Below are 22,286 nucleotides of genomic sequence, written 5' to 3'. Positions count from 1 at the left end.
GGCAACTATGCGGGCCAGCTCTTTGGCGGGAGATTCGCATACACGCGCCTTTGGCACCGATCGTCGGGAAGCTGGAAGATCGAGGCTGCTCATTGTTCAGCCGTTCTGCCGACAGGCTAAGTCCGCTCCCCCCAACATTCCAGCCAACAGGCGTGCCGAACCCGCCTGTTGATACCGGTCGCCCTCGTCCTGCCTCAGCGGCATCGCCCGCACGATGATGGTGGCGGGGGCGATCTGCGGGCGCAAGGTGCAGAAGGCATCGGAATTCGGCTTGTCCTGCCCCATGGCTTGCGCCCCCCGCATTGCGATTGCTTTCCAGTGCAACTTGTTTGCGCCGCCGCGCACTCTTGCTATGCCGTTGCCGGAGAGAGGAGCCACCATGCGCGCGACGCCCGAATTCGATTTTGCCCTGCCCGAATCCACGCTGATGATCCGCGAGGCGGCGGCACGCTTTGCCGATGAAAAGATCGCGCCGCTGGCCGCGAAGATCGACCTTGATGACTGGTTCCCGCGCGAGCTGTGGCCGGCGATGGGTGAGCTTGGGCTGCACGGCATCACCGTGGAAGAGGAATGGGGCGGGCTGGGCCTGGGCTATCTCGACCATGTCGTGGCGGTGGAGGAAGTCAGCCGCGCCTCGGCCTCGATCGGCCTGTCCTATGGCGCGCACTCGAACCTTTGTGTCAACCAGATCCGCCGCTGGGGCAGCGACGAGCAGAAGGCAAAGTACCTGCCGAAGCTGATTTCCGGCGAACATGTCGGCAGCCTTGCCATGTCGGAAGCGGGGGCTGGTTCGGACGTGGTCTCGATGAAGCTGAAGGCCGATGCCGTGCCGGGCGGCTTCCGGCTCAATGGCACCAAGTTCTGGATCACCAATGCCACCTATGCCGATACGCTGGTGGTCTATGCCAAGACCTCGCCCGAAGCCGGTTCACGCGGGATCACCGCCTTCCTGATCGAGGCAGGCGATGCCGGGTTCTCCATCGGCCAGAAGATCGACAAGCTGGGGATGCGCGGCAGCCCGACGGCGGAACTGGTGTTCAACGATTGCTTCGTGCCCGAAGAGCGGATCATGGGCCCGCTGCACGGCGGCGTGGGCGTGCTGATGTCGGGCCTCGATTACGAACGCGTGGTGCTTGCGGGGCTCCAGCTTGGTATCATGCAGGCCTGCCTGGACACGGTCATCCCCTACCTGCGCGAGAGGAAGCAGTTCGGCAAACCGATCGGCGCCTTCCAGCTGATGCAGGCCAAGGTGGCGGACATGTACGTCGCGCTGCAATCGGCGCGGGCCTATGTCTATGCAGTGGCGCGGGCGTGTGATGCCGGGCAGACCACCCGCTTCGATGCAGCCGGCGCGATCCTGCTGGCGAGCGAGAACGCCTTCAAGGCGGCGGGCGAGGCCGTGCAGGCCCTGGGCGGGGCAGGCTATACCCGCGACTGGCCGGTGGAACGCTATCTGCGCGATGCCAAGCTGCTCGACATCGGGGCAGGCACCAACGAAATCCGCCGAATGCTGATCGGGCGCGAACTGATCGGAGCGAACTGATGACCCTGCTGAAGCGTCTGTCGCTCGCGCTTGCCGCGCTGTCGGTGCTGATCGCCGCGCCGGCGCTGGCGCGGGTCGAAAAGCTTGCCGTTCACAGCAAGGCGATCGAGGGCAACCTTGAAGGCAATTCGCCCGACCGCACGGTCTACGTGATCCTGCCGGACAGCTACGACCATGGGAAGACGCGCCGCTATCCGGTGCTCTACTTCCTCCACGGCTACAATTCGACCGCCGACAAATACATGGACTATGTGAAGTTCGACGCGGCGCTGCAGGCATCGAAGCTCGACATGATCATTGTCGTGCCCGATTCGATGACGAAGTGGGGCGGCTCGATGTATTCGGATTCGCCCACGGTTGGCGATTTCGAGGAATTCATCACCACCGACCTCGTCGGCTATGTCGATGGCCATTACCGCACGATTGCCAAGCGCGATGCGCGCGGCCTCGCCGGCCATTCGATGGGCGGTTACGGCACGCTCAAGCTGGGCATGAAGCGGCCCGACGTGTTCGGCGCGCTCTATGCCATGAACCCGTGTTGTACCACGCCGCGCCCCGCCGCCATGGCCGATCCCAAGTACGAGGGCTGGACCGAGCAGCAGGTGAACGAGGCTTCATGGATGGACCGGGGCAATTTCGCCGTCGCCGCCGCATGGTCGCCCAATCCGAACAACCCGCCGTTCTATGCCGATCTTGCCACCAGGGACGGTAAGCCGGTGGACTTGGTCATTGCCAAGTGGGCCGCCAACGCGCCCGTCGCGATGGTGCCGCAGTACCTGCATTCGCTGCGTTCGATGCACGCCATCGCGATCGAGACCGGCGACACCGATTTCGTGCGCGCCGATGATGAGGCGATCCACGAAGAGCTGCTCAAGTTCGGCATTCCCCACCAGTGGGAACTCTATGTCGGCGATCATGGCAACAAGGTGCCTGAACGCTTCGCCGCCAAGGTGCTGCCATTCTTCGCCAAGGTTTTTGCGGGAAGCGGCAAGTGAACGCACTTGCCCCTGAACCCATGCAGCGCGATCCATCACAGGTTGAGCGGCCGCGAACCGGCCGGAGCGAACCGGAAATCACCGCGCTTACAACACCATCGGCAAGGAGGGGATAACGCATGACGATTCGCAACAACCAGCCCGCAGGGGCCGTGCTTGAAAACCTCACGCCGGTCATCGGAACCGAGGTACGGGGTGTCGATTTGGCATCGCTTGACGGCAACGGCGAGGATTGGCTTCGCTCGCTGCTGGCCGAACGCCAGGTGCTGGTGGTGCGCGATCAGCAGCTTTCCCGCGAACAGCACAAGCGGGTGGCGCGACTGTTCGGAACCGGGGTGCTGCACCGCCATGCCCTTGGCGCCGCGCGGGGCGCGGAGGATCCCGAAGTGCTCGAAGTCCGCACGACCGCTACCTCGAAGTACACTGCCGGGGATGGCTGGCACACCGATGTCAGCTGCGATCCCGCGCCGATCGCGGCTTCACTGCTCTACATGAAGGAAGTGCCCGAGGGCGGCGGGGGCGATACGATCTATTCCAGCCTGGGGGAATGCTTCGACCGGCTGTCGGAACCGCTCCAGACGCTGGCCCGCTCGCTCAGGGCGGTGCATGACGGCGCCCTGCCCTATCGGGTGGGCTATGGGATCGAGCCGCCTGCGGGCGTTCAGTACAACCGGACCGAACACCCTGTGGTCGTCCGCCATCCGGTGACCGGGCGCGAAACGCTATGGATCAACCGCGGCTTCACCACCCACATCGCCAAGCTCAAGCGCCTGGAGAGCCGCCTGCTAATGGAGCTGTTCTTCCAGCACATCGAGGACACGCTGGCTGCCCAGTGCCGGGTGCGTTGGGAACCCAATACCCTGACCATCTGGGACAACGTCGCCACCCAGCATCATGCGGTCTGGGACTACTACCCGCACAGCCGCTATGCCGAGCGGGTATCGGTGATCGGCCCGGAGCTTGAAAACGCATGACAGCTCCGGTCCTCACTTCCAACCTCAACCCGGAAGATCCGCAGGCGCAGGCCCGGGCGGAGCATAATCGCGCGCTTGCAGCGATGCTGCGCGCGCGCGTGGCCGAGGCCGCACTGGGGGGGAACGAGAAGAGCCGCGAACGCCATACTTCGCGCGGCAAGCTGCTGCCGCGCGAACGCGTCGAACGCCTGCTCGATCCCGGCTCGCCGCTGCTCGAGATCGGGCAGCTCGCGGCGGACGGCGTCTATGGCGAGGACATCCCAGGCGCGGGGATCATCACGGGCATCGGACGCGTATCGGGCCGGATGTGCATGATCGTGGCTAATGACGCGACAGTGAAGGGCGGCACCTATTACCCGCTGACTGTGAAGAAGCACCTGCGCGCGCAGGAGATTGCCGAGGCGAACCACCTGCCCTGCATCTACCTGGTCGACAGCGGCGGGGCCAACCTGCCCCACCAGAGCGAGGTCTTCCCCGACCGCGACCATTTCGGCCGGATCTTCTTCAACCAGGCGAACATGAGCGCCAAGGGCATCGCCCAGATCGCCTGCGTGATGGGCAGTTGCACGGCGGGCGGCGCCTATGTTCCGGCGATGAGCGACGAGACGGTGATCGTGCGCGAACAGGGCACGATCTTCCTCGCCGGTCCGCCGCTGGTGAAGGCCGCAACCGGCGAGGAAATCAGCGCCGAAGACCTGGGCGGGGGCGATCTACACGCGCGCAAGAGCGGCGTGGTCGATCACCTGGCCGAAAATGACGAGCACGCCCTCACCATCGTGCGCGACATCGTCTCCCACCTTGGCCCGCGCCACGACCACGGCCTGCCGCTGAAAGAACCGCGCGTGCCAAAGTACGATGCCGAGGATCTCTACAGCATCATCCCTGAAGACGTGCGCGCACCCTATGACGTCCACGAAGTGATCGCGCGGCTGGTCGACGGCAGCGAGTTTCACGAGTTCAAGGCGCATTACGGCGCGTCGCTGGTCTGCGGCTTTGCGCATATCTGGGGGATGCCGGTGGCGATCCTGGCCAACAACGGCGTGCTGTTCAGCGAGAGCGCGGTCAAGGGCGCGCACTTCATCGAACTCGCCTGCCAGCGCAAGATCCCGCTCCTGTTCCTGCAGAACATCTCGGGCTTCATGGTCGGCGGCAAGTACGAAGCGGAAGGGATCGCCAAGCACGGCGCCAAGCTCGTCACCGCGGTCGCCACGGCCACCGTGCCCAAGCTGACCGTGCTGATCGGCGGCAGCTTTGGCGCGGGCAATTACGGGATGTGCGGGCGCGCCTATTCCCCGCGCTTCCTGTTCACCTGGCCCAACGCCCGCATTTCGGTGATGGGCGGCGAACAGGCGGCCAGCGTGCTCGCCACGGTCCACCGCGATGCCGACAAGTGGACGCCCGAGGAAGCCGAAGCCTTCAAGGCCCCGATCCGGGTGAAATACGAAGACGAAGGCAATCCCTATCACGCTACCGCGCGGCTGTGGGACGACGGGGTGATCGATCCCGTCCAGACGCGGGATGTGCTGGGCCTGGCGCTGGCGGTGACGCTGGAAGCACCGATACCGGATCGCCCGGCCTTCGGCGTGTTCCGGATGTAGCACTTTTGGGCACTCTCGCTTTCCCGCATTTAGCTGTTAAGCTCGCGCGAAACCGGGGAGAATGCATGGAAGCCAAAACTGCGCGTGCGCCTTCGCTGTCGTCACGGCTGGTAAAGCGCCTGCTGCTGTGGCTCTATCGCTGGAAGGGCTGGACGCTGAGCGGCGAAACCTCGCTGCCGGGGCGCTGCGTGATCCTGGGCGCGCCGCACACGTCAAACTGGGACTTCGTCTTCTTTCTTGGCGCAACCAGCCGGCTTGGGGTCGAGCCGGCATTCATGGGCAAGCACACCCTGTTCAAATGGCCGATGACGCGCTTCATGCTCGACATGGGCGGCGTGCCGGTGAACCGCTCAACGGGCGGCAACTATGTCGAGGCGCTGATCGCCGAATTCAAACGCCGCAGCCGCCTGGCGCTGGTGATCGCGCCCGAGGGGACGCGCAGTTCGAAGGGCGGGTGGAAATCGGGCTTCTATCATATCGCGCTGGGCGCCGGGGTGCCGATCGTGCCGGCCTGGGTCAACAACGAAACCATGCAGGGCGGGATCGGTCCGGCCCTGATGCCAAGCGGCGATTACCAGGCCGACCTTGCGAAACTGGCGGCGTTCTATCGCTCGGTCCTGCCCGATCACCCGCGCGTGCTGGCCATCGAGGGAGGCGCAAATGCTTGACGGACTGCTGATCAATGCCGGGGTTGACCTCGTCATGATGCTGGCCTTGTGCCTGATCGCGGCGCGGATCGGGGACGTTTCGTTCATCGACGCGGTCTGGGGCGCAGGGATGGCCGTGCTGGCGCTGACAAGCTGGCTGCAACTGGCCGATCCGGGGCCGCGCGCGACGCTGCTGCTGGCAATGACCGCGATCTGGGGGCTGCGCCTCGGCCTGCATCTATTCACCCGCTGGCGCGCGCACGGCGAGGATCCGCGCTATGCCCGGATGCTGGCCAAGGCGCGCGAACAGGGCCGCTATGGCGCGGCCGCTTTCAAGGTGGTGTTCGGCCCGCAGGCGGTGCTGCTGTTCATCACCAGCCTGCCCGCCCAGCTCGGCATCCTGACCGGCTCGAAACCGGCCGAGATCGGCACGATCGGCCTGGTCGGCGCGGCGCTGTGGCTGGTCGGCATGGCATTTGAAACGATTGGCGATGCCCAGCTCAAGGCCTTCCGCGCCAATCCGGCCAACAAGGGCAAGGTGCTCGACACCGGGCTGTGGCGCTATACCCGCCACCCCAACTACTTCGGCGATTGCTGCGCCTGGTGGGGGATCTGGCTGGTCGCGGCAGGATCAGGCACCGCTGTCGCCCTTGCCAGCCTGATCGGCCCCGTGTTCCTGACCTTCACGCTCACCCGCTGGTCGGGCAAGCCGCTGCTGGAAAAGGGCCTGGCCAAAAGCCGCCCGGGCTACGCCGACTATGTCGCGCGCACCTCGGGCTTTTTCCCGCTTCCTCCGCGCAAGCGATAGGGCGCCCCCGCGCTCGGGTCAGTGTTTCACCTCCACCGCCCGTTTTTCGGTCGGAACGGCGCGGGGCTGATCGCCCTTAAGCCAGGCTTCGAGCGCCTCGACATCGCTGAGCTGCGCGATTGCGGCATCGCGCTGAAGCGCAAATCCAGCGAAACTGTCACCGCCACTGGCGAGGAAGTTGTTGGTGGTGACCCGGTAGGTCGCCGCCGGATCGATCGGTTTGCCGTCCAGCATCATGCTCGTCACCCGGTCGCCCACCGGGCGCGAGAGGTCATAGGTATAGGTGAACCCGGCAGAGGGACTGAGCGCCTGGATCGGCTGGTTGTCATCGAACCCCTGTTCAAGCACGGCCTTGATGTCCGCCCCGGTCATCGACTGGGTCACCAATGTGTTGTTGAAGGGCTGCACCGCATAGAGCGCGCCGAAGGTCAGCGTCCCGTCGCCGGCCGGGGTCAGGCGGTGCGGCGCGCGGATGCCGAAGGGATTCATGAAGGCGATCTGCGCGCCCGCCGCCCGGGTAGCGGCCAGCTGCGCATCGGCGATGAGGTTGCCCAGCGTTCCGCCCGTGCGTGACGAATCTCCGCCTGGGCGGGTCACTTCTCCGGCCAGCCGCCCAGCCGGACGCTCGATTTCGGTGGCCGAGGCGGCGGTATATTTCGCAACGTAGGCGTTGATGTCGGCGCGCGGCTGAAACAGCGGGAAGCCCGGCTTGGTGTCGATCTGGCCATTGCGCGTGGGATAGCCCTCGCTCTGCACGATCACGTTGTGCGCGCTCTTGGCGACAACCTTCTTGCTGCGGGGATCGATTTCGATCCGGATGTCGGTCACCAGCTGGCCGAATACCCCGGCGCTGGTCAGCAGGAACGGCTTGGCGGGATTATAGTCCGCGTAATTGCAGACATATGACCAGTGGGTGTGGCCCGAAATGACCACGTCGACGCGGCTATCGAGCCGGTCAAGAATAGGCCGGATCCCGCCGGTCAGCTGGCCGCAGCCATTGGGATCGGGCTCGCCGCCGCTAGTGTATCCGCCCTGGTGGATCAGCAGTACGATCGCATCGGCACCCTGGGCCTTCAGTTGTGGGACAAGCGCGTTCACCGTGTCCGCTTCATTGGCGAAATGCACACCGCCCAGCCCGTCGCGCGAGACCAGATCGCTGGTTGCTTCCAGCGTGATGCCGATGATCCCGACCTTCACCTTGTTGCGGCCCTTGCCGAAGCTGCGAAGCGCGGTGGCCGGGAACAGGGTGCTGCCGTCTTCCTCAAGCGAATTCGCGGCAAGATAGCCGAACTTCGCCCCCTTGAACGGTTCGAGCCGGCACGGCTTCACGCTGGTGAATTGCTGGCAGCCGCCCGTCGCCTTGCGCTTCAACTCATCGCGGCCGCGATCGAATTCGTGATTGCCGACCGCGTTATAATCGAGCCCGATGCGGTTCATCACCTCGATCGCCGGTTCGTCGAGGAACATCGACGAGGCGAGCTGCGAGCCGCCGATCATGTCGCCGGCCGACAGGGTCAGGTGATTGGGATACTGCCCGCGCACGCTGTCGACCACACTGGCGAGCCAGGCCGCGCCGCCCGCGGGGACCTGAACAACCCCGCCCTTGCCATCACCCACGATCACCGAGGTTTTCGGCGGGGTCAGCGCGCCGTGGAAATCGTTGATCGCCACGATCCCGACTGTGACAGTCTGTGGCGGGGCGGTGGATTTGATCGCGCCCGCAGGCGCGCAGGCGGCCACAAGCGGTAGCAGGACGACAGGAATCAGCCGGGTGAATGTGCGGCGCAGAATACGGATTTCGAGCATGGACCTGTCCTAGACGATCGCCGCAAATCGGCAAGTGTTGCGTATTATGCAAGTAAGACAGTTTCTTGAAATTCGGCTGCCCCCATTTATATTGGCACCATAAGCAGGAATCCCTGGGGAGTTGCGTTCCATGGCACGGCCGCAGACCGATATCGAAGCGGGACGGGAAGCGTTGATCGATCTGGTCGTCGAACTGATCGAGGAGCGCGGGACCACCAATCTTACCGTGGCCGAATTGGCTGCCCGCGCGCAGATGTCGCCCGCCAACCTCTATCGCTATTTCGAAAGCAAGGACGCCCTGATCGAGGCTGTCGCCGAACGCTGGTTCCAGCCCAAGGTGGCGATCATGGAAGAGGTCATCGCCAGCGACCTCAGCCCCCGCCGCAAGATGTTCGAATTCTTCGCGCGCCGTTTCGCCCTGATGAAGGCCGAATGGGAACGCGATCCGGTGGCGTTCGCCAACTATGTCGAACTGGGCAAGGAAAACTTCGAACTGGTGCGCAGCTACGTCGACCTGGGCGATCATTACCTGGCCATGATCATCGGCGAAGCGATGGCCGAGGGCGCGTTCGCGGGCCTGTCGATCGACGAAGCGCTCAGCCTGATCAACCAGATGGTCAGCGTTTATGCGAACATCGGCGTGATGGAGATGGTCATGGCGCGGCTGACGGTGGACAAGCTGGCCATGATCATCGACGCAATCTTCGACGGGCTTTCCGCGACCGACCGGGGCGCCAAGGCGGTAAAGGGCCTACGCGCGGCCTAGCAATTCCTGCCCGAAGCTATTACTTACATCGATGTGAGCACTTCCCTCCCCCACTTCTTCCCGATTGGCGTCGATCCGGCCGACATCGACTTCATGGGCCACGTCAACAACGCCAGCTATTTGAAATGGGTGCAGGACGCGGTGATCGACCACTGGCGCAGCCTTGCCCCGGCCGAAGCCGTGGCGGCGCACCTGTGGGTCGCGCTCAAGCACGAGATCACCTACCGCCGCCCGACTTTCCTGGGTGACGAGGTGATCGCCACGGTCCTCCTGGAAAAGTTCCACGGCGCGCGGGCGCAGTATGAAACGATCATCCGCCGGGGCGAGGAAATCCTGGCCGAGGTGAAATCAAGCTGGTGCTGCATCGACGCGGAAACGCTGCGTCCGGCCCGGCTGGCGCGCGAAGTGATCGCGCGCTTCTTTCCGGAACCGGCCGCCGAATAATCCTCAGACGTCGAGGTTTGCAACGTTCAGGGCGTTTTCCTGGATGAAATCGCGGCGCGGTTCGACCACGTCGCCCATCAGGCGGGTGAAGATCTCGTCCGTCACGTCGGCATCCTCGACCTTGACTTGCAGCAGGCTGCGGTTTTCCGGATCGAGCGTGGTTTCCCACAGCTGTTCGGCGTTCATTTCGCCAAGGCCCTTGTAGCGCGCGATCGAGAGACCCTTGCGCCCGCCCGCCAGCACAGCTTCGAGCAGTTCCGAAGGGCGCGTAACCTGATCCTTGGCCGCGATGGTGCGGGCAGGCTGGGCTTCGTCTTCGCCGCCTTCGGCCGCGTCCACCTCAACCGGTTCTTCGGCCGCCGCCGAAGCGCGCACGAGGCGCGAGGGCGCGGCATAGACATCGGCGTTCTCGGCCGCGAGGCGGGCGAGCTTGCGCGCTTCGGCGCTGGTCAGGAAGCTGGCGTCGATCGGATAGGCATCGGTCACCCCGCGCCACACGCGCTTGACCAGCACGGCGCCTTCCACGGTGAGCTCGGCGCTCCACTTCGCCTCGCGGTCGCCCGCGTCGAGCCACAGTGCGGTGCGTGCGAGGGCAGCTTCGCGCCCGGCGCGGTCAAGCTCGGGGTTCAGCACCCCGGCCAGCGCCAGCGCTTCGACGATGGCGGGATCATAGCGGCGCGGCACGAAGCCCATCAGGCTGCGCATCCGCATTGCGTGTTCGACCAGCGCCTCCAGATCCTGACCGCCGCGCGTACCGCCGACGGTTTCCAGCACACGGCCCGCGATCCCGGCTTCAACCAGGTAGCGATCGAGCGCCGCCCCGTCCTTGAGGTAAACCTCCGAACGCCCCTTCGCGACCTTGTAGAGTGGCGGCTGGGCAATGAAGAGATGCCCGCTTCGGATGATCTCGGGCATCTGGCGGTGGAAGAAGGTGAGCAGCAGCGTGCGGATATGCGCGCCGTCGACGTCGGCGTCGGTCATGATCACGATCTTGTGATAGCGCAGCTTGTCGAGGTTGAACTCGTCGCGGATGCCGGTGCCCATCGCCTGGATCAGCGTGCCGACTTCCTTGGACGAAATGATCCGGTCAAACCGCGCGCGCTCGACGTTGAGGATCTTGCCCTTCAAGGGCAGGATCGCCTGATAGTGCCGGTCACGCCCCTGCTTGGCCGAGCCGCCGGCCGAATCCCCTTCGACCAGGAACAGTTCGCACTTCGAAGGATCGCGTTCCTGGCAATCGGCCAGCTTGCCCGGCAGGCTGGCGATGTCCATCGCGCCCTTGCGGCGGGTCAGTTCGCGGGCGCGGCGCGCGGCCTCGCGCGCGGCGGCGGCGTCGATGATCTTGCCGACGACCTGCTTGGCGTTGGCTGGGTTTTCCTCAAGCCATTCGCTTAGCCGGTCGGCCATCAGGCTTTCGAGCGGCTGGCGCACTTCGGAGGATACCAGCTTGTCCTTGGTCTGCGACGAGAACTTGGGATCGGGCAGCTTGACCGAGACGATCGCCGTTAGCCCTTCGCGCATGTCATCGCCGGTGAGGTTGACCTTTTCCTTCTTCAGCAGGCCCGACTTTTCGGCATAGGCGTTGAGCGTGCGGGTCAGCGCGGCGCGGAACGCGGCGAGGTGCGTGCCGCCATCGCGCTGCGGGATGTTGTTGGTGAAACACAGGACGTTTTCGTAGTACGAATCGTTCCATTCCAGCGCCACGTCGATGCCGATCCCGTCGCGCTCGCTGCTGATCGCGATGGGTTCGGCCAGCAGCGGGGTCTTGTTGCGATCAAGGTACTGCACGAAGGCCGCGATTCCGCCTTCGTAGAACAGATCGTGCTCCTTCACTTCCTCGCCGCGCTTGTCGCGCAGCAGGATGCGCACGCCCGAGTTCAGGAACGCGAGTTCGCGGTAACGGTGTTCCAGCTTGTCGAAGTCATAGACGGTGACGTTCTTGAACGTCTCGTCCGAAGCAAGGAAGGTCACCCGGGTGCCGTTCTTGATCTGGCCCTTGCGCGGCCCTTCGGTTGCCACCGGGGCATCGCCCATCACCTGAAGCGGCGCCACGGCATCGCCGTGGGCAAACTTCATCCAGTGCTCCTTGCCCTCGCGCCAGATCGTCAGCTCCAGCCATTCGGACAGTGCGTTGACCACCGAGACGCCCACGCCGTGGAGGCCGCCCGAGACCTTGTAGGCGTTATCGTCCGAGGTGTTCTCGAACTTCCCGCCCGCGTGCAGCTGGGTCATGATCACTTCGGCCGCCGAGACGCCCTCTTCCGGGTGGATGCCCGTGGGAACGCCGCGCCCGTTGTCCTCAACCGAGACCGAACCATCGGGGTTGAGTTCGATCAGCACCAGGTCACAATGCCCGGCCAGCGCCTCGTCGATCGCGTTGTCCGAAACTTCGAACACCATGTGGTGCAGGCCCGAGCCATCGTCGGTATCGCCGATGTACATGCCGGGGCGTTTGCGCACGGCGTCGAGGCCCTTGAGGACCTTGATCGATTCCGCGCCATAGGCGTTGCTGTTGGGGGCGTTTTCGGGTGCTTCAGACATGCACCAGCCTATAGGCAGGCGGGGGGCGAAACCCAAGCCAAACCGGCACTGCACGCGCGATTTTTCCCCAAGGTTGGGCATCCCCGAAATCTTGCGCTAGACTTCTCGTCGATGATGCTTCCCCCGCCCACGCCAGACGAGCTTTCCGGCCGCGCCCTCTATGGCGAGGCGCTGGACGAAGCCGGCATCGCGCAATGGTTCACTAGCGAGGAAAAAGGCTATTTCGAGATCGCTGGCGGCATCGGCGAAAACCCCACCGTGGCGATCCATCGCCACCACGCGCTGCGCCACCTGCCCCCCGGGCGCTTTCCCACGGCCCTGGCGCTGGGCGCAGCGGACGGCGGCGAATATGCCGCCTTTGCGCCGCTGGTGGACCGTTTCATCGCGGTCGAGCCAGGACGCGGTTTCTGGCGCGAGCGCATCGCCGGAGTGCCGGCCGAATACCGCATGCCGACCATGCTGGGCACGCTCGACCTGGCCGATGGCGTGCTCGATCTCGCCTGCGCATTCGGCGTGCTGCACCATATCCCCAACGTTTCGTCAGTGCTGCGCGAACTGGCGCGGGTGCTGAAACCCGGCGCGCCGCTGGTGCTGCGCGAACCGATCGTTTCCCTCGGCGACTTCCGTCGCCCCCGCCCCGGCCTTACCGCACACGAACGCGGCATCCCGCACGCCCTGATGGACAGGATGCTGCAGGACGCGGGCTTTAACCTGCGGCACAAATCCTTCGCCGGCTTTCCCGGATTGCAGCAAGTCATCCGGCGGATCGGCATCACGGATCCCTGGGACAATCCGGGCTTCGTCGCCGCCGACGCGCTTGCCTCGCGCCTTACCGCCTGGAACGCGCGCTATTGGCGGCCGCGGCTGTGGGACAAGGCCGCGCCGACGATGGCCTATTGGGTGGCGCAGCGCGCGGGCATTGCATAGGCCCCGCCGCTCTGCTCTTATCGCGGCTTCCGATTCAGGGGAGAATGCCATGCGGGTTCCGCTTTTCGCCGCGATTTGCGCTGCGCTGCTGGGCGGCGCGGCCCTTGCCCAATCCGCACCCAGCCCTGCAGCCCCCGCCCAGTCAGGCCTGCGCCCGGATCAGGTGGAATTTCGCGCGACCTACAAGGAACTGGTCGAAACCAACACCACGCTGTCTTCCGGCAGCTGCACCCTTGCGGCAGAGCGCATGGGCGCGCGGCTCAAAGCGGCCGGAATCCCCGATGCGCAGATCATTCCCTATGCCGACCCGGCCCACCCGAATGAGGGCGGCCTGGTGGCGATCTATCCCGGCACCTCCAAGACGTTGAAGCCGATCCTGCTGATCGCCCATATCGACGTGGTCGAGGCCAAGCGCGAGGACTGGACCCGCGATCCCTTCACCCTGGTCGAGGAAGACGGCTATTTCTATGCCCGCGGCTCGGCCGATGACAAGGCGATGGCGGCGGTCTGGGTCGATACGCTAATCCGCTTCGCCAAGACCGGCTACAAGCCAAGGCGCACGGTCAAGCTGGCGCTATCCTGCGGCGAGGAAACCAACGGCGCGTTCAACGGGATCGAATGGCTGGCCGCCAACAAGCGCGATCTGATCGACGCCGAATTCGCCCTCAACGAGGGCGGCGGAGGTTCGGCCGATGCCAGCGGCAAGGTGCTGGTGCAGGAAGTGCAGGTTGGCGAAAAGACCTTTGCCAACTTCGAACTCGAAGCGCGCAATCCCGGCGGGCACAGCTCGATCCCGGTCCGCGACAACGCGATCTATTCGCTCTCGCACGCGCTAATCAAGCTGCAGGACTATGAATTTCCGCTCGAAATGAATGACGTGACCCACGCCTATTTCGCGCGGGCAGGGGCCGCGCGCCATGATGCGCTGGGCGATGCCATGGTCGCGCTGGCCAAGGACCCGACCGACAAGGCCGCCGAAGCCGTGGTCAACACCGACCGCGTGCTCCATTCCAACCTGCGCACCACTTGCGTCGCCACCATGGTGGACGCCGGACATGCCCGCAACGCCCTGCCGCAGCGGGCGCGGGCCAACGTCAATTGCCGGATCTTCCCGGGTCACTCGATCGAATCGATCCGCGATGAATTGGCAGGCGTGATCGGCGATCCTTCGATCACGATCACGATCCTGCCGCCCAAGCGCCCCGCGCCGCCCGCCCCACCGCTCAATCCCAAGGTGATCGGCCCGATGGAAAAGCTGGTGGCGCGGTACTTCCCCGGCGTGCCGCTGCTGCCCTCGATGGCCAACGGCTATACCGACGCAACCTTCCTTGGCGCGGTCGGGATCCCGACCTACGGCGTGCCGGGAATGTGGGGCGGCCCCGATGGCGACGGGGTCCACGGCCTCAACGAGCGGATTTCCGTGAAGTCTCTCTACACGGGCCGCGATTTCCTGTTCGACCTGGTCAAGGACCTTTCCAGCAAGTGACCTGCCCCGGTCGCTCCCCCAAAACTTAGCTCACAAACAAAAGGACGAGTCGCATGATCCGCAAATTCGCCGCCACTTTGCTGGCCGCATCCGTACTGGCTGGCACAGCTTCCGCGCAGGATGCGCAGCTGCGTGCCGACCAGGTCGAGTTCCGCGGTCTCTACAAGGAACTGGTCGAAACCAACACGACCCTTTCCGCCGGCAGCTGCACGCTGGCGGCCGAGCGAATGGGCGCGCGGTTGAAGGCGGCCGGAATCCCCGACGCCCAGATCACCTACTTCTCGGTGCCCGATCATCCCAAGGAAGGCGGCCTCGTGGTGGTCTATCCCGGCACTTCCAAGAAGCTGAAGCCGATGCTGCTGCTTGCCCACATCGACGTGGTCGAGGCCAACCGCGAAGACTGGACCCGCGACCCCTTCACCCTGATCGAGGAAAACGGCTATTTCTATGCGCGCGGCACGGCCGACGACAAGGCGCAGGCCGCGATCTACACCGACACGCTGATCCGCTTCGCCAAGGAAGGCTACAAGCCCAAGCGCACGGTCAAGCTGGCGCTGACCTGCGGCGAGGAAACCTCGGGCGCGTTCAATGGCGCGGAATACCTCGCCAATAACAAGCGCGACCTGATCGATGCCGAATTCGCCCTCAACGAGGGCGGCGGCGGCCGCACCGACGGCAAGGGGCACCTGCTGGTCCAGACCATCCAGGTCGGCGAAAAGGCCTATCAGGACTTCACCCTGACCACGACCAATCCCGGCGGCCATTCCTCGCAGCCGGTGCCCGACAACGCCATCGCCGAGATGAGCGACGCGCTGGGTAAGGTTGCCCGTTATGAATTCCCGCTCGAACTCAACGACACGACCCGCGCCTTCTTCGCCAAGTCCGGGCCAATGCGCGGAGGCGACATGGGCAAGGCGATGGCGGCGATTGCCGCCAACCCGGCGGACAAGGACGCCGAGGCCGTGCTCAACACCGACAAGGCGTTCCATTCGATGCTGCGCACCACTTGCGTTCCGACCATGGTCAAGGGCGGCCACGCGCTCAACGCGCTGCCCCAGTCGGTTACGGCCAACGTCAACTGCCGGATGTTCCCCGGCCGCACCGCCGATGAAACCCAGGCCGCGCTTGAAAAGGTCATCGGCGATCCGGCGGTGAAGATCGAGCAGACGGTGAAGAACAAGCCGATCGCCAAGGCGCCGCCGATGGATCCGAAGGTCATCGGCCCGATGGAAACCCTGGCCGCCAAGCACTTCCCCGGCGTGCCGGTGATCCCGACGATGTCGACCGGGGCAACCGACGCGGTCTATCTCGGCGCGGTCGGCATCCCGACCTATGGCGTGCCGGGCGTGTGGGGCGATCCCGATGGGAACGGCGCGCACGGCCTGAACGAGCGCATGGAAGTGAAGTCGCTCTATGCCGGGCGCGATTATCTCTACGATCTGATCAAGCTGCTTTCGAGCAAGTAGGAATTGGTCTGGCGGAGCCGCGCTTCGCCAGACTTCCAGACAATACGGCCGCCGAACCTGGGGCTTGCCCGGGGCTCGGCGGCCGTATTGCTTTTGGGGAGTGCTGCCTGGAGCCTGTGGCTCCAGCCGCGAGGCTCAGGCGAGCGTCGCGGAGAACATCAGGCCGCTGATCCCAGCGGCGGCGATGATCGGCAGCATGATCGAAACGATGCTGCGCATGGTCTTTCCTTCCTGCTTTTTGCGTTGGCGAACTCAGTTCGCAGTTGCAACATAAGTATTATAGTAGAGATTTCTAGTGCAAAGACCTGCACGGTAGTTGCATTTTTTGCAATCATGGTCAGGCAATACGGCAGACTGCGTCTTCGAACTCTGGACAGCGGCCCCGAACTTCCGCCACAAGGCCGCAAAACAACGATTCAGAAGAGAGGTTCATGAGCACCGACCCCAGTTCGCAACTTGATGCCGAATTCGGCTCCTTTCCCGGCCTGATTGCCGCTTGGGGCGAATTCCGGGGCGATGCGCCCGCGCTTTATGACGGCACCACCACGCTGTCGTGGCGCGAAACGGCAGCGCTGGTCGAACGCATTGCCGCGCGGCTTCAGGCCGATGGGCTTGAACGCGGACAATCGGTGGCGATCCTTGGCACCTCGACCGTGGCCTATGCGCTGGTCTTCCTTGCCGCGATCCGCGCGGGCGGCTGCGCCGCGCCGCTGACCACCAGCGCCAGCCCCGACCAGCTGTGCGGGATGGCGGCAGATTCGGGCGCGATCCACCTGTTCATCGACCGCGCCAAGCTGACCGAACTGGGCGACTTCAAGCTGCCGACCCCGAACCAGATCGTGCTGGACGAAGAACTGGATGCCTTCATGGCGCCCGAAGGCACCAAGGCCGCACCATTCGAGCCGACCGACAAGGACCCGTTCAACATCATCTATTCCTCGGGCACCACCGGGATCCCGAAGGGCATCGTCCACAGCCACGGGATGCGCTGGCGGCAGATGACGTTCCGCGCCGCCAACAATTACGGCGCGGGCAGCCGCACGCTGACCTCCACCCCGCTCTATTCGAACACCACCATGGCCGTGTTCCTGCCGACGATGTATTCGGGCGGCTGCGCCTCGATCATGGGCAAGTTCGATACCGAGAAGTGGCTCCAGCGCGCGCAGGATGAAAAGATCACCCACACCATGCTGGTGCCGGTGCAGTATCGCCGCCTGATGCAGTTTCCCGATTTCGACAAGTACGACCTCTCGTCGATGAAGATGAAGTACTGCACCTCCGCGCCCTTCCCGGCCGACCTCAAGGCCGAAGTGCTGCGGCGGATGCCCGGCGGCCTGATCGAGATCTATGGCATGACCGAAGGCGGCGTGGCCTGCATATTCCCGGTCCACGAACACCCCGACAAGCTCCACACCGTGGGCTTCCCGGCGCCGGGCCACTTCCTAAAGGTCATCGACGAGAACGGCAACGAAGTGCCCCCCGGCACCCCGGGCGAACTGATCGGCAAGAGCCCGACGATGATGCTCGGTTACAAGAATCAGCCCGAAAAGACCCGCGAAGGCTATTGGATCGACCCCAGCGACGGTTCGGTGTGGCAGCGAATGGGCGACGTCGGCCGGGTCGACGCCGACGGCTTCGTCGAACTGGTCGGCCGCACCAAGGACGTGATCATCTCGGGCGGTTTCAACATCTTCCCGGTCGACCTCGAGGGCGAACTCGCCAAGGACGAGCGCGTGGTCGAAGCCGCCGTGGTCGGCATTCCTTCGGAGCAATGGGGCGAAACCCCGGTCGGCTTCGTGGTGCTCAAGCCGGGCGTAGGCGAGGACAGTCTTGAGGACATCCGCACCATCGCCAACAGCCGCCTGGGCAAGACCCAGCGCGTTTCGGCACTCTATGCGATCGACGAAATGCCGCGCAGCCATATCGGCAAGTTGCTCAAGACCGACCTGCGCGAAATCGCGGTGGCGAAGTAGAACGCCAAACTTGCCAGCATGGCCCGCCACCATTATCGGCGGGCCATGACGGCACACCCTTCCGATTCCATCCTCATTGTCGACTTCGGCAGCCAGGTCACCCAGCTTATCGCCCGCCGCGTGCGCGAAGCCGGGGTCTACTGCGAAATCGCCCCCTTCACCCAGGCCGAAGCCGCCTTTGCGCGGATGCAGCCCGCCGGGATCATCCTGTCGGGTTCGCCCGCCGGCGTGCCCGAGGAAGGCAGTCCGCGCGCACCGCAGGCCCTGTTCGAAGCGGGCCTGCCGATCCTGGGCATCTGCTATGGCCAGCAGGTGATGAGCCACCAGCTCGGCGGCCGGGTCGAGGCGGGCCGCGACGGCGAATGGGACGGCGAATTCGGCCGCGCCTTCCTCACCGTGACCAAGGATTGCGCCCTGTTCGATGGGCTGTGGCAGGTGGGCGAACGCCACCAGGTGTGGATGAGCCACGGCGACAAGGTTACCCAGTTCGCCCCCGGCTTCGAAATCGTCGCCACCAGCGACGGCGCGCCCTTCGCCGTGATCGCGGATGAAGCCCGCAAGTTCTATGGCACCCAGTTCCACCCCGAAGTGGTCCACACGCCGGACGGCGCCAAGCTGATCGCCAACTTCGTCCACCGCGTCTGCGGCCTCAAGGGCGACTGGACCATGGCCGCCTACCGCGAAACCAAGGTGCGCGAAATCCGCGAGCAGGTCGGCTCGGGCAAGGTGATCTGCGGCCTTTCCGGCGGGGTCGACAGCTCGGTCGCGGCGATCCTGATCCACGAGGCGATCGGCGACCAGCTGACCTGCGTCTTCGTCGATCACGGCCTCTTGCGCATGAACGAGCGCGAGCAGGTGGAAACCATGTTCCGCGATCACTACAACATCCCGCTGGTGGTGGTGGACGCCGAGGAACGCTTCATGTCGGGCCTTGCGGGCGTGACCGACCCCGAAAAGAAGCGCAAGTTCATCGGCGCGGAATTCATCAACGTGTTCGAGGAAGAGGCGAAACGCATCGGCGGGGCCGATTTCCTGGCCCAGGGCACGCTCTATCCCGACGTGATCGAAAGCGTGTCGTTCACCGGCGGGCCGAGCGTGACGATCAAGAGCCATCACAACGTCGGCGGCCTGCCCGAACGCATGAACATGAAGCTCGTCGAGCCGCTGCGCGAACTGTTCAAGGACGAAGTGCGCGAACTGGGCCGCGAACTCGGCCTGCCCGACATCTTCGTTGGCCGCCACCCCTTCCCGGGGCCGGGCCTGGCGATCCGCATCCCCGGCGAAGTGACCAAGGAACGCTGCGACATCCTGCGCAAGGCCGACGCGGTCTACCTCGACGAAATCCGCACCGCCGGGCTTTACGATGCGATCTGGCAGGCCTTCGCCGTGCTGCTGCCGGTCCGCACAGTCGGCGTGATGGGCGATTACCGCACCTACGACAGCGTCTGCGCCCTGCGCGCTGTCACCAGCACCGACGGCATGACCGCCGACATCTACCCCTTCGATGCCGCCTTCCTCTCGCGCTGCGCCACCCGCATCATCAACGAGGTCAAGGGCATCAACCGCGTGGTCTACGACTATACCTCGAAGCCGCCGGGGACGATTGAGTGGGAGTAAACCACGTGGCGGATTGGGTCGCTTTCGAGCGAGCCATTCCAGTGGCGGAAGCTGAAACGCTCCTGCCACACCGCCCCGGCAAGTACGCTTTCTTCGTCAGCGATTTGAGCCACCTGCCTCAAGCTTTCCAGAGCGAGGCCCAGACGCGCCCCAATCAGCATTTGCTCTATATTGGCAAGGCTGATGTAAGCCTGTTCGTGCGTGTATGGGAGCAAGAATGTCTGCATCAACGCCCCGGCACGTTCTTTCGCTCGGTAGGGGCGATGCTTGGCTTTCGATCACCGGTCGGAGGGAAAAACTATGAATTTTCCGCCGATGACAAACAGGCCGTCATCAAATGGATCTGCCGGAACCTGCGTGTCGCCTGGACCTGTGAGCAAGTCATCGGTTCGCATCGCGAATCCGAAAAGGCATTGATCCAGAATTATACTCCCTTGCTGAATCTGCTGGGCAACCCCCGGAAATTCAGCGAGCTACAGCGACTGCGCGAACTGTGCCGTCTGGGGATGCCTGCAAGCGCCTAACCCTCAAACGCTCACGAACTTCCCCGCCGCCCGGTCCTTCCGCACCTTCAGCCCGTCGAACACCTGCCCACTCATCGCGATCCACACGCCGGGGGCGGCGACCTGGGCCGTGGCCACGGCCATACCGAGGTTGAAGGGGGCGTCGGTTTCGGCAAAGCGCGCGGGGCTTAGCGCGCCGGTCAGGACAATCGTCTTGCCCGGCACTTCGGCGGCGAGGATCTTGGCCGTGTCGGTCATGGTGTCGGTGCCGTGGGTAACGACGATGTGGGTTTCGGGCGCCTCGCGCGCGGCGGCGGCGATGAGGGCGCGGTCGGCGTCCGACAGCTCCAGGCTGTCCTTGCGCATCAGTTCGACCACCCGGAACGGCAGCGCCACGCGCGCCTCTTTCAGCAGGGCGGGGATGCCGCTGTCGACGATCTGGTATTCGCTGAGCGCGTCGAAATAGGCCTTGTCGATCGTGCCGCCGGTGGTGAGTACGAGAATGGAGGGCTGGGTCATGCCGCCCCCATTACTCCCACCGGCCTCAGGCCGCCACCCCTACGCCGGCCACTTACGCCGCAAGCGCCTGCTGCCCGATCAGCTCGATCGCAGCGTGAAGGCGCTCTGCCGCGCCCGGTTCGAGCCGGTGTTCGAACAGGGTGAGGTGACGCAGCAGGGTACGCCGGACCGAGCCGGAGCCCTCGCCCACCGGATCGCCCATTTCGCGGTAGTGTTCCAACCCGTAGCGCAGGATGATCGTGGCATTGATCGCCACATCGTGGAGCCGCTCGCGCGGCCAGTCGAGCAGACCCGCATCGACCAGCGCGGCAAGGTAATGTTCAAGCTGGTCGATCGTCCGCTGGGTCCATTGGCGGGCATTGCGCTCGATCGTTTCGGCCAGCTGGCCATAGCTGCGCTGGTCGCGATAGAGGAACCGGAAGGCGCGAAATTCGGCCATCATCGTTTCCAGCAGCAGGGCATAGCTGGCCACGGCATCCTCGCCCGGGGCCTGCGAAATCCGCGCCTCGATCACCTTGGCATAGCGCGCGCCGATCGCATCGAGCAGCGCGCGCTTGGTCTTGAAGTGATACCACAGGTTGCCCTCGGCCATGCCGAGGTGGGCCGCGAGCGCCGCCGTAGTGACGGCGTCATAGCCCTGTTCGTTGAACAGTCGCAGCGCTTCGACAACGATGCGTTCCTTGGTGGTCAATTTTGCCATCAGTAGTGCGATAGCGTGACCTGCAGCGATTTGTAACCGTGCACGAAACAGGCCGCCACCCGCTCCGGTTCGCCCAGCACGTTCACGCGCAGGCGGCGCTTCGCCATTTCCTCGAGCAGGGTGCACAGTTGCAGTTCCGCCACGCGCGCGCCGACGCAGCGGTGGATGCCGTAACCGAACGACAGATGGCGGCGGGAATTCTCGCGGTCCACGATGATCCGGTCCGCATCCTTGAACACGCTCTCGTCGCGGTTGGCCGAGATGTACCACAGGACGACCTTGTCGCCCTTTTTCATCTGGTGACCGTCAAGCTCGGTGTCTTCCTCGACCGTACGGCGCATGTGCGCCAGCGGGGTCTGCCAGCGGATGATTTCCTGCACCGCGTTCGGGATCAGCGCGGGATTGGCTTCCAGCTTGGCGCGTTCTTCTGGGAACTGCGCCAGGCCATAGGCATAGGCCGACATCGAATTGCGCGTGGTGTCGTTGCCGCCGACGATCAGCAGGATCAGGTTGCCGATGAACTCTTCGGGGCTCATGTGGTTCATCGCCGGGGACTGGAGCATGACCGAGATCAGGTCCTTGCCCGGATTCTGCGCCTTTTCCTGCCACAGTGCGGCAAAGGCCATGCCCATTTCCTGCAACTTGGCGTTGCGTTCGGCCAGCCCCTCGGGCGAGCGGATCAGTTCCACGTCGCCGCCCACGTCCGACCAGTGGGTCAGCTTTTGGCGCTCCTCCCAAGGGAAATCGAACAGCTTGGCCAGCATTCCCGTGGTCAGTTCGATCGAGACGCGCTGGACCCAGTCGAACGGCTCGCCGATCGGAAGCGAATCCAGCACTTCGGCGGTACGGCGCTGCACCTCGGCCTTCATTTCGGCCACTTCGCTGGGGCCGAACGAAGGCGCCACGGTGCGGCGCTGGGCGGTATGATCGGGCGGGTCCATCGCGATGAACATCGGCTGGCGCACTTCGTTTT

21 protein-coding genes are annotated in these 22,286 nt (G+C 64.6%); 15 read left to right on the top strand and 6 right to left on the bottom strand.

Going from position 1 to position 22,286, the window contains the following annotated elements:
* Positions 1-96: 96 nt before the first annotated feature.
* Positions 97-285, bottom strand: coding sequence for a hypothetical protein (locus ACE3SN_RS10265; protein ID WP_374529728.1), 189 nt, complete (start codon positions 283-285; stop codon positions 97-99).
* A gap of 94 nt (positions 286-379) precedes the next feature.
* Between ACE3SN_RS10265 and ACE3SN_RS10260 the strand changes: the two genes are divergently transcribed.
* The 6 genes from ACE3SN_RS10260 (at position 380) to ACE3SN_RS10235 (ending at position 6,565) form a co-directional block, all read left to right on the top strand.
* Positions 380-1,543, top strand: a complete 1,164-nt coding sequence (locus tag ACE3SN_RS10260; RefSeq protein ID WP_374529726.1) for an isovaleryl-CoA dehydrogenase — start codon at positions 380-382, stop codon at positions 1,541-1,543.
* Positions 1,543-2,538, top strand: coding sequence for an alpha/beta hydrolase (locus ACE3SN_RS10255; RefSeq protein ID WP_374529724.1), 996 nt, complete (start codon positions 1,543-1,545; stop codon positions 2,536-2,538). Before ACE3SN_RS10260 ends, ACE3SN_RS10255 begins: the two co-directional genes overlap by 1 nt.
* Before the next feature lie 119 nt (positions 2,539-2,657).
* The gene (locus tag ACE3SN_RS10250) at positions 2,658-3,512 is read left to right on the top strand and encodes a TauD/TfdA dioxygenase family protein (protein ID WP_374529723.1); all 855 of its coding nucleotides are present in this window, start codon (positions 2,658-2,660) and stop codon (positions 3,510-3,512) included.
* The gene (locus tag ACE3SN_RS10245; RefSeq protein WP_374529722.1) at positions 3,509-5,110 is read left to right on the top strand and encodes a carboxyl transferase domain-containing protein; all 1,602 of its coding nucleotides are present in this window, start codon (positions 3,509-3,511) and stop codon (positions 5,108-5,110) included. The genes ACE3SN_RS10250 and ACE3SN_RS10245 overlap by 4 nt, the downstream gene beginning before the upstream one ends.
* A gap of 65 nt (positions 5,111-5,175) precedes the next feature.
* Complete coding sequence (locus ACE3SN_RS10240; protein ID WP_374529720.1) at positions 5,176-5,778, top strand: lysophospholipid acyltransferase family protein; 603 nt, start codon at positions 5,176-5,178, stop codon at positions 5,776-5,778.
* Positions 5,771-6,565 (top strand): DUF1295 domain-containing protein, encoded by a 795-nt coding sequence (locus ACE3SN_RS10235; protein WP_374529718.1) that lies wholly within the window; start codon positions 5,771-5,773, stop codon positions 6,563-6,565. Before ACE3SN_RS10240 ends, ACE3SN_RS10235 begins: the two co-directional genes overlap by 8 nt.
* A gap of 18 nt (positions 6,566-6,583) precedes the next feature.
* On the opposite strand, the gene ACE3SN_RS10230 is transcribed toward ACE3SN_RS10235, so the two are convergent.
* Positions 6,584-8,371 carry a bifunctional UDP-sugar hydrolase/5'-nucleotidase gene (locus tag ACE3SN_RS10230; RefSeq protein WP_374529716.1) on the bottom strand — a complete coding sequence of 596 codons (1,788 nt, stop codon included), beginning with the start codon at positions 8,369-8,371 and terminating at the stop codon, positions 6,584-6,586.
* 130 nt (positions 8,372-8,501) lie between these two features.
* Between ACE3SN_RS10230 and ACE3SN_RS10225 the strand changes: the two genes are divergently transcribed.
* Positions 8,502-9,137 (top strand): TetR/AcrR family transcriptional regulator, encoded by a 636-nt coding sequence (locus ACE3SN_RS10225; RefSeq protein WP_374529714.1) that lies wholly within the window; start codon positions 8,502-8,504, stop codon positions 9,135-9,137.
* A 33-nt stretch (positions 9,138-9,170) separates the two neighbouring features.
* A complete protein-coding gene (locus ACE3SN_RS10220) occupies positions 9,171-9,581 on the top strand; it encodes an acyl-CoA thioesterase (RefSeq protein ID WP_374529712.1) in 411 nt (136 codons plus the stop codon).
* Between the two features lie 3 nt (positions 9,582-9,584).
* Here the strand turns inward: ACE3SN_RS10220 and gyrB are convergent, their stop codons facing one another.
* Positions 9,585-12,122, bottom strand: coding sequence for a DNA topoisomerase (ATP-hydrolyzing) subunit B (gene gyrB, locus ACE3SN_RS10215; RefSeq protein ID WP_374529710.1), 2,538 nt, complete (start codon positions 12,120-12,122; stop codon positions 9,585-9,587).
* Between the two features lie 111 nt (positions 12,123-12,233).
* On the opposite strand from gyrB, the gene ACE3SN_RS10210 reads away from it, so the two are divergent.
* The 7 genes from ACE3SN_RS10210 (at position 12,234) to ACE3SN_RS10180 (ending at position 20,115) form a co-directional block, all read left to right on the top strand.
* Entirely contained in the window at positions 12,234-13,049 is an 816-nt protein-coding gene (locus tag ACE3SN_RS10210) for a class I SAM-dependent methyltransferase (RefSeq protein ID WP_374529707.1), read from the top strand.
* Between the two features lie 49 nt (positions 13,050-13,098).
* Positions 13,099-14,535 (top strand): M20/M25/M40 family metallo-hydrolase, encoded by a 1,437-nt coding sequence (locus tag ACE3SN_RS10205; protein ID WP_374529704.1) that lies wholly within the window; start codon positions 13,099-13,101, stop codon positions 14,533-14,535.
* A gap of 53 nt (positions 14,536-14,588) precedes the next feature.
* The gene (locus tag ACE3SN_RS10200) at positions 14,589-16,001 is read left to right on the top strand and encodes a M20/M25/M40 family metallo-hydrolase (protein ID WP_374529702.1); all 1,413 of its coding nucleotides are present in this window, start codon (positions 14,589-14,591) and stop codon (positions 15,999-16,001) included.
* A 100-nt stretch (positions 16,002-16,101) separates the two neighbouring features.
* The gene (locus ACE3SN_RS10195) at positions 16,102-16,275 is read left to right on the top strand and encodes a hypothetical protein (protein ID WP_374529700.1); all 174 of its coding nucleotides are present in this window, start codon (positions 16,102-16,104) and stop codon (positions 16,273-16,275) included.
* A 157-nt stretch (positions 16,276-16,432) separates the two neighbouring features.
* Positions 16,433-17,974: a class I adenylate-forming enzyme family protein gene (locus ACE3SN_RS10190; RefSeq protein ID WP_374529698.1), complete on the top strand. Its 1,542-nt coding sequence runs from the start codon at positions 16,433-16,435 to the stop codon at positions 17,972-17,974.
* A gap of 45 nt (positions 17,975-18,019) precedes the next feature.
* Entirely contained in the window at positions 18,020-19,591 is a 1,572-nt protein-coding gene (gene guaA, locus ACE3SN_RS10185) for a glutamine-hydrolyzing GMP synthase (protein WP_374529696.1), read from the top strand.
* 5 nt (positions 19,592-19,596) lie between these two features.
* Positions 19,597-20,115 carry a GIY-YIG nuclease family protein gene (locus ACE3SN_RS10180; RefSeq protein ID WP_374529694.1) on the top strand — a complete coding sequence of 173 codons (519 nt, stop codon included), beginning with the start codon at positions 19,597-19,599 and terminating at the stop codon, positions 20,113-20,115.
* A 3-nt stretch (positions 20,116-20,118) separates the two neighbouring features.
* Here the strand turns inward: ACE3SN_RS10180 and ACE3SN_RS10175 are convergent, their stop codons facing one another.
* The 3 genes from ACE3SN_RS10175 to ACE3SN_RS10165 form a co-directional block, all read right to left on the bottom strand.
* The gene (locus ACE3SN_RS10175) at positions 20,119-20,613 is read right to left on the bottom strand and encodes an asparaginase domain-containing protein (RefSeq protein WP_374529692.1); all 495 of its coding nucleotides are present in this window, start codon (positions 20,611-20,613) and stop codon (positions 20,119-20,121) included.
* A 52-nt stretch (positions 20,614-20,665) separates the two neighbouring features.
* Positions 20,666-21,313, bottom strand: coding sequence for a TetR/AcrR family transcriptional regulator (locus ACE3SN_RS10170; RefSeq protein WP_374529690.1), 648 nt, complete (start codon positions 21,311-21,313; stop codon positions 20,666-20,668).
* The coding region (locus ACE3SN_RS10165) for a cytochrome P450 (protein ID WP_374529688.1) at positions 21,313-22,286 on the bottom strand (974 nt) is incomplete at its 5' end. The genes ACE3SN_RS10165 and ACE3SN_RS10170, both read right to left, overlap by 1 nt.

This window comes from Novosphingobium sp. (assembly GCF_041915465.1).
Classification (GTDB): domain Bacteria; phylum Pseudomonadota; class Alphaproteobacteria; order Sphingomonadales; family Sphingomonadaceae; genus Novosphingobium.
This window is presented reverse-complemented; position numbering and strand designations above follow the sequence as displayed.